Annotated in this window: 10 protein-coding genes; 6 read left to right on the top strand and 4 right to left on the bottom strand. The window is 70.4% G+C overall.

Annotated features, from left to right (window positions below; genetic code table 11):
* From secD to WBA97_RS38270, 3 genes are all read left to right on the top strand, one after another.
* Positions 1-1,361 (top strand): protein translocase subunit SecD (gene secD / locus WBA97_RS38280; RefSeq protein WP_424235936.1); only part of this gene is annotated, 1,361 nt, incomplete at its 5' end.
* Position 1,362: 1 nt separating this feature from the next.
* The gene (secF, locus tag WBA97_RS38275) at positions 1,363-2,634 is read left to right on the top strand and encodes a protein translocase subunit SecF (RefSeq protein WP_424235935.1); all 1,272 of its coding nucleotides are present in this window, start codon (positions 1,363-1,365) and stop codon (positions 2,632-2,634) included.
* On the top strand, positions 2,631-3,152 hold the full coding sequence (locus tag WBA97_RS38270) for an adenine phosphoribosyltransferase (RefSeq protein WP_424235934.1): 522 nt from the start codon (positions 2,631-2,633) through the stop codon (positions 3,150-3,152). The genes secF and WBA97_RS38270 overlap by 4 nt, the downstream gene beginning before the upstream one ends.
* 18 nt (positions 3,153-3,170) lie before the next feature.
* Here WBA97_RS38270 and WBA97_RS38265 read toward each other — a convergent pair whose 3' ends face one another.
* Complete coding sequence (locus tag WBA97_RS38265; RefSeq protein ID WP_424235933.1) at positions 3,171-3,842, bottom strand: VOC family protein; 672 nt, start codon at positions 3,840-3,842, stop codon at positions 3,171-3,173.
* A gap of 124 nt (positions 3,843-3,966) precedes the next feature.
* On the opposite strand from WBA97_RS38265, the gene WBA97_RS38260 reads away from it, so the two are divergent.
* Positions 3,967-6,279 (top strand): RelA/SpoT family protein, encoded by a 2,313-nt coding sequence (locus WBA97_RS38260; RefSeq protein WP_424235932.1) that lies wholly within the window; start codon positions 3,967-3,969, stop codon positions 6,277-6,279.
* A gap of 81 nt (positions 6,280-6,360) precedes the next feature.
* A complete protein-coding gene (locus WBA97_RS38255) occupies positions 6,361-6,819 on the top strand; it encodes a DUF4190 domain-containing protein (protein WP_424235931.1) in 459 nt (152 codons plus the stop codon).
* A 48-nt stretch (positions 6,820-6,867) separates the two neighbouring features.
* On the opposite strand, the gene WBA97_RS38250 is transcribed toward WBA97_RS38255, so the two are convergent.
* Genes WBA97_RS38250 through WBA97_RS38240 form a run of 3 tightly spaced genes read right to left on the bottom strand, consistent with a single transcriptional unit; the run spans position 6,868 to position 9,209 of the window.
* Entirely contained in the window at positions 6,868-7,563 is a 696-nt protein-coding gene (locus tag WBA97_RS38250; RefSeq protein ID WP_424235930.1) for a helix-turn-helix domain-containing protein, read from the bottom strand.
* A gap of 57 nt (positions 7,564-7,620) precedes the next feature.
* Entirely contained in the window at positions 7,621-8,376 is a 756-nt protein-coding gene (locus WBA97_RS38245) for a peptidylprolyl isomerase (RefSeq protein ID WP_424235929.1), read from the bottom strand.
* Positions 8,373-9,209 (bottom strand): peptidylprolyl isomerase, encoded by an 837-nt coding sequence (locus tag WBA97_RS38240; RefSeq protein WP_424235928.1) that lies wholly within the window; start codon positions 9,207-9,209, stop codon positions 8,373-8,375. The genes WBA97_RS38245 and WBA97_RS38240 overlap by 4 nt, the downstream gene beginning before the upstream one ends.
* 196 nt (positions 9,210-9,405) lie before the next feature.
* Here WBA97_RS38240 and WBA97_RS38235 point away from each other — a divergent pair, with 196 nt between their 5' ends.
* Positions 9,406-11,649 carry a tetratricopeptide repeat protein gene (locus WBA97_RS38235; RefSeq protein ID WP_424235927.1) on the top strand — a complete coding sequence of 748 codons (2,244 nt, stop codon included), beginning with the start codon at positions 9,406-9,408 and terminating at the stop codon, positions 11,647-11,649.
* Positions 11,650-12,033: the final 384 nt, after the last annotated feature.

Below are 12,033 nucleotides of genomic sequence, written 5' to 3'. Positions count from 1 at the left end.
CCGCGGGTTCGCCGCCTGGCACGCCGCAGGGCAGGCCCGCCCCGGCCGCCGCTGGACAGCCGGGCACCACGGAGCCGACGGAGCCGCCTGCCGGTGAGCAGCCGACCGACGAGGACGCGCTCGCCGACCCGCTGAGCGCCTGCGCGAAGTACGCGGCCGATGTCGACACGTACAACAAGGACGTCTCGGCGGGCAAGGAAAGCGATGTCACCACGGCGAGCCTGATCAAGTCGGGCCGCGCGTGCCGCCAGGCGCCGCAGCTCGCCGGGAGCGAGGACGGCACCGTCCAGCCGGACACGACGGTGCAGCAGGCCGCGCTGGGTGCGCTGGACTGCTCCAAGCCCGACCCGCTGGTCGGCAACGACATCGCGGACCAGCCGCTGGTCGCCTGCGACCAGGAAGCCACCGCCAAGTACGTCCTCGGCCCGACCTTCCTGCAGGGCACCGAGATCTCCGACGCGGGCTCCGCGGTCAACCCGGAGGGTGTCGGCTATGTGGTGACGCTGGACTTCAAGAGCGGCGGCAGCCGGACCTGGGCCGACTACACCGAGGCGCACGTCGGCCAGATGGCCGCGTTCGTCCTCGACACCCAGGTCGTGTCCGCCCCGGAGATCCAGGGCGCCATCACCGGCCAGACGCAGATCACCGGCGGTGGCCAGGGCGGCTTCAGCTCCTCGGAGGCCAAGAGCCTCGCGGACGTACTGAAGTACGGCTCGCTGCCGCTGTCGTTCGACTCGTCCGAGGCGGAGACCGTGTCCGCGACGCTGGGCCTCGCGTCGCTCAAGGCCGGCCTGATCGCGGGTGCGATCGGCCTGCTGCTCGTGTTCGTCTACTGCCTGTTCTACTACCGGATGCTCGGCTTGCTCACGATGCTGTCGCTGGTGCTGTCCGCGGTCATCGTGTTCGCGTTCCTGGTGCTGCTCGGCCGGTGGATCGGGTTCACGCTGGACCTCGCGGGAGTCGCGGGCTTCATCGTCGCCATCGGTATCACAGCGGACTCGTTCGTGATCTTCTTCGAACGACTGAAAGACGAGATACGCGAGGGACGAACATTCCGCTCGGCTGTGCCGAGGGCGTGGGTCCGCGCCCGGCGCACGATCCTGTCCGCGGACGCGGTCATGTTCCTCGCGGCCGCCGTCCTCTACGTGCTCGCGGTCGGGCAGGTCCGTGGCTTCGCGTTCACCCTTGGCATGTCGACCGTGCTGGACCTGATCGTGGTGTTCTTCGTGACGCACCCGCTGGTCGCGCTCGCGTCGCGGTCGAAGTTCCTGTCCAGTCCCAGGATGTCGGGTCTCGGCGCGGTGCAGCGCCAGGCGAACGAGCGGCGGGCCGCGGGCCGTACCGTGGCGAAGGAGGTGTGACGTGGCTGCCAACGACACACAGGCGCCCGCCAAGAAGGAGGGCCTGTTCCACCGCCTCTATGTGGGCACCGGCGCGTTCGACGTGGTCGGCAAGCGCAAGCGGTGGTACATCTTCTTCGCCGCCCTGATCCTCGTGTGCCTCGTGTCGATCATCTTCCGCGGCTTCAACCTCGGTATCGACTTCACCGGCGGCACCCGGATCTCGCTGCCCGCGCAGGGCGCGAACGGCGACATCTCGGTGACCCAGGTCGAGGACGCGTTCCAGGAGTCGCTCGGCAGGGAGCCCGCGGCCGTGCAGACGGTCGGCACCGGTGACGCCGCGACCATCCAGATCCGGTCGGAAGCGCTGAACAACGACGAGGTCACCAAGGTCAAGGCTGACCTGTTCGAAGAGTTCCAGCCGGTGAACGCGCAAGGGGAGCCGAGCGAGCGGTCCATCAGCGACAGCGCGGTGAGCGCGTCGTGGGGTGGTGAGATCTCGCAGCAGGCGCTGATCGCGCTCGCGGTGTTCCTCGTGCTGGTGACGATCTTCCTCGCGATGTACTTCGAGAAGTGGATGGCCGTCTCCGCGCTCGTCGCTCTGATCCACGACATCGTGATCACCGCGGGCGTGTACTCCATCGTCGGCTTCGAGGTGACTCCGGCGACCATCATCGGTCTGCTGACGATCCTCGGCTTCTCGTTGTACGACACGGTGGTGGTGTTCGACAAGATCAAGGAGAACACCCGTGGCCTGCTCGGCCTGACCCGCCGCACGTACGCGGAGGCGGCGAACCTGGCGCTGAACCAGACGCTGATGCGGTCGATCAACACGTCGCTGATCGCGGTGCTGCCGGTGATCGGCCTGCTGGTCGTCGGCGTCGGCCTGCTGGGTGTCGGCACCCTGCAGGACCTGGCGCTGGTGCAGCTGACCGGCATCATCGCCGGTGCGCTGTCGTCGATCGCGCTGGCCACGCCGATCCTCGTCGACCTGAAGATGCGGGAGCCGAAGTTCCAGCAGCAGGCGGCGCGGGTGAAGGCGCGGCGCGACAACATGGCGCGCAAGACGGCCGACCGCGAGGCGTCCATCGCCCCGGCCGAGGCGGCGGAGCCACTTGGCGACGACGTGCTTGCCACCGACGACGAGTCGCTCGACGCGGAACTGCGCCAGGAGCGGGCCATGGCGGCCGCGAACAGCGTGCCGGCCCGCAACCCGAAACCGGCCGAGGCACACCGTAAGGGCAGGCCCGCGGGCAAGCACTCCGGCCGGCCGTCCGGTAAGCGCCGGCGTTGACCGACCTCGCGGCGGCCCTCGAACTGGTTCGCACGGTCCCGGACTTCCCCGAGCCAGGGGTGTTGTTCCGGGACCTGAACCCGCTGTTCGCGTCCGCACCCGCGTTCCGGGCGGTCATCGACGAGATGGCCGCCCGGCTCCCGGCGGACGTGGACGTCATCGCGGCGGTGGAGGCACGCGGCTTCCTGCTCGGCGCACCACTGGCCGTGGCACTGGGCTGCGCGCTGGTGCCGATCCGCAAGCCGGGCAAGCTCCCGGTGGTCGCGGACCGCGTCGACTACGCGCTGGAGTACGGCACGGCGTCACTGGAGCTGCCGGGTGGCGTGCTGCACGCCGGCGCGAAGGTGGCCGTGGTGGACGACGTGCTCGCCACCGGTGGCACCGTGGCCGGTGTCTGCGAGCTGGTGACCCGCGCGGACGCGACCGTGTCGGCGGTGTCGGTCGTGCTGGAACTGGCGGCCCTCGCGGGCCGTGATCGCATCAAGGGCTGCGAGATCCACGCACTGCGGGTGCTCTGAACCGGCGCTGACCAGCGGTCAGCCCCGTTCCTGCCAGGTGCACAGGCAGACCTTGTTGCCTTCCGGGTCCGCGAGCACCCAGAAGCTCGGCGCTTCCGCGTCGCTGACCAGCGTGCCGCCCTCGGCGAGCGCGGCGTCGATCCGGGGCTGGACCTGCGCGGGCGCCACCCACACGTCCGGGTGCCAGCGCTGGCGCGGCTCCTCGTTGCCGGAGGCCTGGAACCAGATGGCCGGCAGGCTGTCGGCCGGGTCGCGGACCTCGTTGCCGTCGCCGGGCGCCATCGCCAGCACCGCGGCCCAGAACGGCAGCACCGCATCGTGGTCCGGGGTGTCGAGGGCCAGCTCGAGTCGTGACACGGTCGCGGCCTCAGGCACCAGCCCCAGCTTCTCGGCGATCGCCGTGAGCACGTGGGCCAGCTCGACGTCGCGTTCGGTGATCCCGTGGTCGCCGGTCAGCCGGAGGTCCACATGATCGGGGCGCAGATCGAGGTCGGGGTGCCGGCCTGCCGCCTCGGCGGCCGCGCCGGCGGCGGCGACGACCGACAGCCCGGTCGCGAAGTCGCCGGTCCGGATGCGGGTCTGCAGCCCGCCGAGCAGGTAGGCCCATCCGCGTGGCGCCGTGTCGGCGATCTGCTGCCCGGTGAGCGTGGTCATGAGCGGCGCCGGGGCGGGGTCCTTCGGTTCGGTCACCACCCGGACGATAGCGCCGACTGCCCGGCCCGTGGGCAGTTGAAGATTCAACTACAACGTAGTTCAACCCACTGCCGAGGCTTCCCGGCGATCGCGGTTATTCTCAGTGCCAGAGGAGTCGCTATTGAGCCAGAACGTTGAGACCGGAGCGGCGGCCGAAGACCTGCCACCGCCTCCTGCCGTGCGAGCGCCATCGGCCACACGGCGCGTGCGTGCGCGTCTCGCCCGCCGCATCACCGCCCAGCGGTCCGCACCGGTCAAGCAGGTGCTGGAGCCACTGGCGGCGGTCCACCGCGAGCTGCACCCCAAGGCCGACCTGGCGCTGCTGCAACGCGCCTACGACGTCGCGGAAGAGGCGCACCGAGGGCAGCGACGCAAGTCCGGCGACCCCTACATCACCCACCCGCTCGCCGTCGCGACCATCCTCGGCGAGCTGGGCATGGACACCATCACGCTGGTCGCCGCGCTCCTGCACGACACCGTGGAGGACACCTCCTACGGGCTGAAGGACCTCAACGAGGACTTCGGCGAGGAGGTCGGCCGCCTTGTCGACGGCGTCACCAAGCTCGACAAGGTGCAGCTCGGCAGCGCGGCGGAGGCCGAGACCATCCGCAAGATGGTCATCGCCATGGCGCGTGATCCGCGCGTGCTGGTCATCAAGCTGGCCGACCGGCTGCACAACATGCGCACCATGCGCTTCCTGCCGCCGGAGAAGCAGGCGAAGAAGGCGCGGGAGACCCTCGAGGTGCTCGCGCCGCTCGCGCACCGGCTCGGCATGGCCACGGTCAAGTGGGAGCTGGAGGACCTCGCCTTCGCGATCCTGCAGCCCAAGAAGTACGACGAGATCGTGCGCCTGGTCGCCACCCGCGCGCCGTCGCGGGACACCTACCTGCAGAAGGTCACCGGCGAGCTGACCGCGCACCTCGAACAGTCGCGCATCAACGCGAAGGTCGAGGGCCGCCCCAAGCACTACTACTCGATCAACCAGAAGATGATCGTCCGCGGCCGCGACTTCGACGACATCCACGACCTGGTCGGCGTGCGGATCCTCGTCGACGACGTCCGCGACTGCTACGCCGCCATGGGTGTCGTCCACGCCCTCTGGCAGCCGATGCCCGGCCGGTTCAAGGACTACGTCGCCCAGCCGAGGTTCAGCGTCTACCAGTCGCTGCACACCACCGTGATCGGGCCGGACGGCAAGCCACTCGAGGTCCAGATCCGCACGCACGAGATGCACCGCACCGCCGAGTACGGCATCGCGGCGCACTGGCGGTACAAGGAGACCCGAGGCACCCACGACGGGCAGGCCGTCGAGGTCGACGAGATGGCGTGGATGCGCCAGCTCCTCGACTGGCAGCGGGAGGCCGCCGACCCCGGCGAGTTCCTCGAGGCGCTGCGCTACGACCTCGCCGCCCGCGAGATCTTCGTGTTCACGCCCAAGGGCGATGTCATCACGCTGCCCGCTGGTTCGACGCCCGTTGACTTCGCCTACGCCGTGCACACCGAGGTCGGCCACCGCTGCATCGGCGCCAGGCTCAACGGCAGGCTCGTCGCGCTGGAGCGCAAGCTCGACAACGGCGACGTCATCGAGATCTTCACCTCCAAGGCCGAGGGCGCGGGCCCGTCCCGCGACTGGCTCGCGTTCGCGGCCTCGCCGAGGGCCCGCGCCAAGATCAAGCAGTGGTTCGCCAAGGAGCGCAAGGAAGAGGCGATCGAGGCGGGCAAGGACGCGATCGCCAAGGAGGTGCGCCGGGTCGGGCTGCCCATGCAGCGGCTCGTGTCGGCCGACTCCATGGCCGCGCTGGCCCGCGAGCTGCGCTACGCCGAGGTCAGCCAGCTGTACGCGGCGGTCGGTGAGGGGCACACCTCGTCGCGCCACGTGGTGCAGCGGCTCGTCGCGCTGCTCGGCGGGGTCGAGCACGCCGAGGAGGAGCTGGCCGAGCGGTCCACCCCGTCCACGGTCACCCGGCGCAGGGCCTCCGGCGACGCGGGTGTGATCGTCAAGGGCGCGTCCGACGTGTGGGTCAAGCTCGCACGCTGCTGCACCCCGGTGCCCGGCGACGACATCCTCGGGTTCGTCACCCGCGGCGGCGGCGTCAGCGTGCACCGCACCGACTGCACCAACGCGGGCGAGCTGCTGGCCGCCCCGGAGCGGCTCGTCGACGTCGAGTGGGCGCCGTCGGACTCGTCGGTGTTCCTCGTGGCCATCCAGGTCGAGGCGCTCGACCGGCACCGGCTGTTGTCCGACGTCACGAAGGTGCTGGCCGACGAGAAAGTCAACATCCTGTCCGCGTCGGTGACCACGTCCCGCGACAGGGTCGCGGTCAGCCGGTTCAGCTTCGAGATGGGTGACCCGAAGCATCTCGGGCACGTGCTGAAGGTCGTGCGGAGCGTCGAGGGTGTGTACGACGTCTACCGGGTGACATCGGCGTCCTGATGTGAAACGCCGGACCCGACCCGGCCGATGCGCGATGAGATGGCTTCGCAAACCTGAACCTATTGGGGGAGGACCCACACCATGACCACGCCAGAACCGCCGCCGGGGTGGCAGCAGCCGCAGTACGCTGAGCCGTCGGTCGCGGGGATGCCGCAGTACGCCGAGCCGCCCGTGGCGGGGATGGCGCAGTACGTGGAGCCGCCGGTCGCGGGCATGCCGTACCGCGGCGAGCAGCCCTACCAGCAGTACCCGCCGCCCGTGTACGGCCAGCAGCCGCCGCCGTACCCGTATCCCTATCCGTATCCGCCCGCCCGGTCGACGAACGGCATGGCGATCGCGGCCATGGTGCTGGGCATCGTGTGGGTGTACTGGATCGGCAGCATCCTGGCGCTGATCTTCGGATACGTGGCGCTGAACGAGATCCGCCGCACCAAGCAGTCGGGCGAGGGCATGGCCATCGCCGGCATCGTGCTGGGCTGGATCGGCGTCGGCATCCTCGTCATCGTGCTGCTGTTCGCGGCGACCCGCGGGTTCAGCTGACTTGGCGGGCGCGCGAACAGGGCATGCCGACCCTGTTCGCGCGCCCTCTTACAGCAGGGCGGTCATGGACACGCCCGAGAAGGCCTTCACGTCGCGGGCCAGGTGCGCCTGGTCCGCGAACCCGCTCGCGTAGGCCACCGAGGCGAGATCCGTGCCGTCGCGGGCGAGGCGTAACGCCCGGTCGAACCGCAGCACCCGCTGCAGTGTCTTGGGCCCGTACCCGAACGCGGCCAGCGACCGCCGGTGCAGCTGCCGCACGGTCCATCCCAGTGCGTCGGCGACCGCCGCCACCCGCTCTCCGCGCCGCACGAGCGACATGAGCCGGGGCACCGCGGGATCCCACTCGGCACGCAAGCCTGCCACGGAGTCGGCCAGCAGCCGCTCGGCCTGCGCGACCGTCGACGTGGCCGCCAGATCGTCCGCCAGCCGCCGGGCGCGGTCGCCAGGCCACAACTGGTCGAGATCCACGCGTTCGTCCCGCACGGCCGACGACGGCACCCCGAGCCCCGAGGGTGCGCGCCCCGGCTGGAACCGGACCGCCACCAGCAGCCCGGCCGACAGCGACGTCCGGTGCGCGTGTGTGTCCGGGCCCGCGACGAACAACCGCCCGGACTCCCGGTGCCACAGGACATCCGCGCACGCGTCCGGCACCACGTGGGTCGGCGGTGCGCCGGCGGGCATCGTCCGCGACCACGTGCACACGAACACCTCGTGCGCACTGGGCCGTTCGGCGTACTCGGTCACGTGGCCAAGTGTGCCACCGGCCACCGACAGCGCCGAGCCGTCGGTGGCCGCCGCGCCTCAGGCGACCTTGGCGGACTCGATCGTCACGGGCGTGACCGGCGCGCCGTCCTCGGCACCGTTACCGCCCGGCGTGACACCCGCGGCCGCGACCTGGTCCAGCGTCGCGAGGCTCGCTTCGTCCAGCGTGCCGAAGACCGTGTAGTCCGGCGGGAGCGTGGAGTCGCCGTACACCAGGAAGAACTGGCTGCCCGTGGTGCCGGGGCCAGCGTTGGCCATCGCCACGATGCCACGCGGGTAGGTCACGCTCGAGCCGTCCTGCGCGGGCGGCAGGTCGGTCGGGAACTCGTCAGGCACGACGTAGCCCGGCCCGCCGGTGCCGTCCCCCGCGGGGTCGCCGCACTGCAGCACCCGCAGGCCGGCGGAGGTGGTGAGACGGTGGCACTTCGTGCCGTCGAAGTAGCCCTCACCGGCCAGGAACGCCATGCTCTGCACCGTGCACGGCGCCCGGTCGGCGTCGAACTGGATCGTGAGCGGGCCCGCCGACGTGGTCAGCGCCAGCGCCGTGGCGTCCACCGGGCCTTCGTCCGGCGGCAGCCCGACCGAGGGCTCCCCGGACTGGTCGGCGGTGAAGGCGCAGTCGCCCTCGGTGCCGCCGCCGCCGGAGCTGGTGTCCTCCGAGTCGGACGTGGGCTCCTCGGAGGCGGCGGTCGGGAAGTCCTCGCCCGACTCGGACGACGGGTTCTCCCGTGCGACGCAACCGGCCATGGTCAGTCCGATGGCGGCGACAACGGCCGCGGTACGAAGGATGTTCACTGGACAGCCGCCGTTTCGATGGTGACCGGCAGCTTCGGCGTGCCGTCCTGTCCGCCGTTCGGTCCCGGGGTGACGCCACCCGCGGCGACCTTGTCGATCGTGGCGAGACCCGGTGCCTCGACCGAGCCGAAGACCGTGTAGTTCGGCGCGAGCGTGGAGTCGCCGTACACCAGGAAGAACTGGCTGCCACCGGTGTTCGGGCCCGCGTTGGCCATCGCGAGCGCGCCGCGCGGGTAGATCACCGACGGCGAACCGTCCGGCCCGGCGGGGCCCTGCGCGAGGTCGGTGGGCAGCTCGTCCGGGATCGTGTAGCCGGGACCGCCGCCGCCGGTGCCGAGCGGGTCACCGCACTGCAGCACCTTCAGACCCTCGGACGCGGTCAGGCGGTGGCACGTGGTGCCGTCGTAGAACTTGTCGTTCACCAGGTGCTCGATGCTCTGCACGGTGCACGGCGCCTTCGCGCGGTCCAGCGTAACGGGAATGTCGCCCTGGCTGGTCTTGAGCAGCACCTTCACGGTGCCGGTGCTCGGCGTCTCCGCCGGGTCCTCCGGCAGGCCGGGCTTCTTGTCCGACTCCTCGGCGGGTGCTTCCTTGAAGCCGCAGGCACCCTCGGTGGTCTTCTCGGTCGGGGTCTCCGTGGGGTTGGTGGCCGCCTCACTGTCTTCCGGACCGAGGTTCACGAGCCAATACACGACGCCGACTGCGGCGACCACCACCACGACGGTGATGCTCACACCCCAGATACGGCGCCGCTTGGCGCGTTCCGCGCGGCGAGTCAGCTGGCGTTCCAGCTTTCGCTTGGCCGCCTGCCGACGCTGCTCGTTGCTCGGCACCGGGCACCCTCCCTGACCTGAGATGTCAACAGCGCGCAGTCTATGGGTACCGCTAGTAAGAACCGTGTGGAGGTCCACCGAAACCCGGCAAGCTCTCAGAAATCCGTCGGTAGGGGTGTGACCCGGAGGGGGTGGGGGTGAGAAGCTGGATACTGGGGGTGGCCGTACGGTGACGGTGACTGACAAGGTGGGCTCTATGCACGACAGGCGGGACGACGGGACGTCGCCATTCGCCGAGGAATTGGAGCGTCTCCTACGCAAGCGCGGCCTGTCCTGGCGTCGCCTCTCCGACCTCATCGGCTACACCCCGAGCTGGCTCTCGAAGATCAAGCACGGCGCGCCGCCGTCGGCGGAGCTGGCCCGCAAGTGCGATCAGGTACTGGAGGCGGAAGGCCAGCTCATCGCGCTCGCCGCGTCGACGAGCGGGCCGGTCCGGCTCGCGCAGCTGCCCGCTGCCGCTGCCACGTTCGTCGGCAGGGACGCCGAGCTGTTCGAGCTGACGGAGATCCTCGGGAGCCAGGGCGATCCGGGCACGCCACAGACCATCACGATCGACGGGCCACCCGGCGCGGGCAAGACGGCGCTGGCCCTGCGGGTCGCGCACGCGGTGGTCGACGACTACTCCGACGGCCAGCTGTACGTGGACCTGCGTGGCTACTCGCCGGACGGGCACCCGAGGCTCGTCGACGAGGTGCTCGAGGAGTTCCTGACCGCGCTCGGGGTGCAGATCGACGTCATCCCGGCCGGGACGGAGGCACGCGCGAAGCTGTACCGGTCGGTGCTCGCCGACCGGCGCGTGCTCGTGGTGCTCGACAACGCCGCCGACTCGCAGCAGCTGCAGCCGCTGATGCCCGCGTCGTCCGGCTGTGGCGTGGTCGTGACCAGCCGCAAGCGGATCACCGGCATCGAGATGCGCGGTGACAGCCGGATCACGCTCGGCCCGATGAGCGCGGAGGAGTCGATCACCTTGCTGCGCAAGGTGATCGGTGCCGACCGCGCGGCCGCCGAGCCGGACGCCGTCGCCGGTCTCGCCGAACGCTGCGGGCACCTGCCCCTCGCGCTGCGGATCGCCGCGGAGCGCGTGGCGACCCACCCGCACCACGCCGTGAGCCTGCTGGTGGAGGAGCTCGACACCGAGGAGCAGCGCCTCGACGGCCTGTCCACCGACGACTCGGTGGCGGTCAAGACCGTCTTCTCGTGGTCCTACCGTGACCTCTCCGCCGACGCGGCCCGCATGTTCCGCCTCGTCGGCCTGCACTCCGGGTCGCACCTGAGCACCGGGGCCGCCGCCGCGCTCGCCGACCAGCCGCTGATCCGCGCCCGCAGGCTCCTTGACCGCCTGACGGCCGTGCATCTGCTGGAAGGCATGGGCAACGACCGCTACCGCATGCACGACCTGTTGCGCGTCTACGCGGCGGAACAGGCGGCAGAGGAGGAACCGGACGCGGAGCGGATGCTCGCACTGCGGCGCATGGTCGACTGGTACCTGCACAACGTCTACGCGGCCAACCACGCGCTCGCCCCGCAACGGCACGACCCGGTGCTGGACAAGTCCGAGTTCGCGATCGACGTCTCCGACTTCGACTACGACTCCGCGCTGGAGTGGTGCGAGATCGAGATGTCCAACATCGTGATGGCCACCCGCACGGCCTACGCGGTCGGTGAGTACGTCCCGTCGTGGAAACTGCCCGCTGGCTCGTTCAACTACCTGCACCTGCGCAAGCGCTGGAGTCTCTGGGTGGCCTCCCACGAGGTGGGCGTCGAGGGCGCACGCCACGCGGAGGACGTCTACGGCGAGTCGTGGGTGCTCAACAACCTCGCGCACGCCTACCGCGAGCTGCGCAGACTCGACGAGGCGATGGCCGCCTACGAGAAGTCGCTCGCGATCCGCACCGAGATCGGTGACCGGGTGGGCCTGGCGTGGACGCTCACCGGCGTCGGCAACGCCGGGTTCGACCAGTCCCGGTTCGACGTCGCCGCCGAGCACTTCGAGCGGGCGCTGGGCATCTTCCGCGAGGTCGGCGACCGGCACGGCGAGGGCATCGCACTGGCCAACCTTGGCGACGCCTGCCGCGCGATGCGCGAGTTCGACAAGGCCGTGGCCGTACTGGAGCAGGCGCTGGACCTGTTCCGGGACATGGAGGACCGCTACGGCGAGGGCTACACCCTCGTGAAGCTGGGTGACACCTACTCGGAGCTGAAGCGGCCCGCGGAGGCACTGAGCTTCCTCGAGCGCGCGCTGGCGATCCGGCGGGAGCTTGGGGATCGGTGGGGCGAGGGAGAGACCTTGCACAAGCAGGGACTAGCCCTCAACGACAGCGGTCGTCCGGAGCAGGCTCGGGAGTGTCTTCGCGGCGCGGTGGCCATCTTCGACGAACTGGGCGATCCACGAGCCGCCGACCTGAAAGCTCTGCTGGCCAGCCCGCCTCCGCGGGTCTGAAAGTGCTGGTCCCGCCCAGCGATGCCTGCGGATCGCGGGTGGTTGGGCCTGGATCCACCGGTTGCGTTTGCCTCGCCGGTTTGCCGTCGGCGGCCCTTTGCCTCCGGCGGCTCCTCGCCGGAGGGGCAGGTCTCCAGGATGGCCTGGGGGAATGCAGTTTTGGTTGCGTTGGGTTCGGGTCTGCCTGCCATCCCGTCGACCTCCCAGGGGCTCTCACGCCGTGTCAAGGGGGCCAGGGCTTGGCATTGCTGTGTTTATTGCATTTTGGCCCCCTTGACACGGCGTGATCGGGCTTCGCCAGGTCGACGGGATGGCAGGGAGCCCCTTGGTGGCGGGCTTGCGCCTTCGGGGACGCGATGCCCGAAAGACGCTTTCGGGACGTTG

It is taken from the genome of Actinophytocola sp. (genome assembly GCF_049647105.1).
Lineage (GTDB): Bacteria > Actinomycetota > Actinomycetes > Mycobacteriales > Pseudonocardiaceae > Actinophytocola.
The sequence above is the reverse complement of the archived record's forward strand: the minus strand, read 5'-3'. Positions and strand labels throughout refer to the sequence as shown.

Bases quoted from the DNA above. Each gene is read 5' to 3' on its own strand.
- WBA97_RS38235 (WP_424235927.1), top strand. From the start codon at position 9,406: ATGCACGACAGGCGGGACGACGGGACGTCGCCATTCGCCGAGGAATTG.
- WBA97_RS38255 (WP_424235931.1), top strand. From the start codon at position 6,361: ATGACCACGCCAGAACCGCCGCCGGGGTGGCAGCAGCCGCAGTACGCT.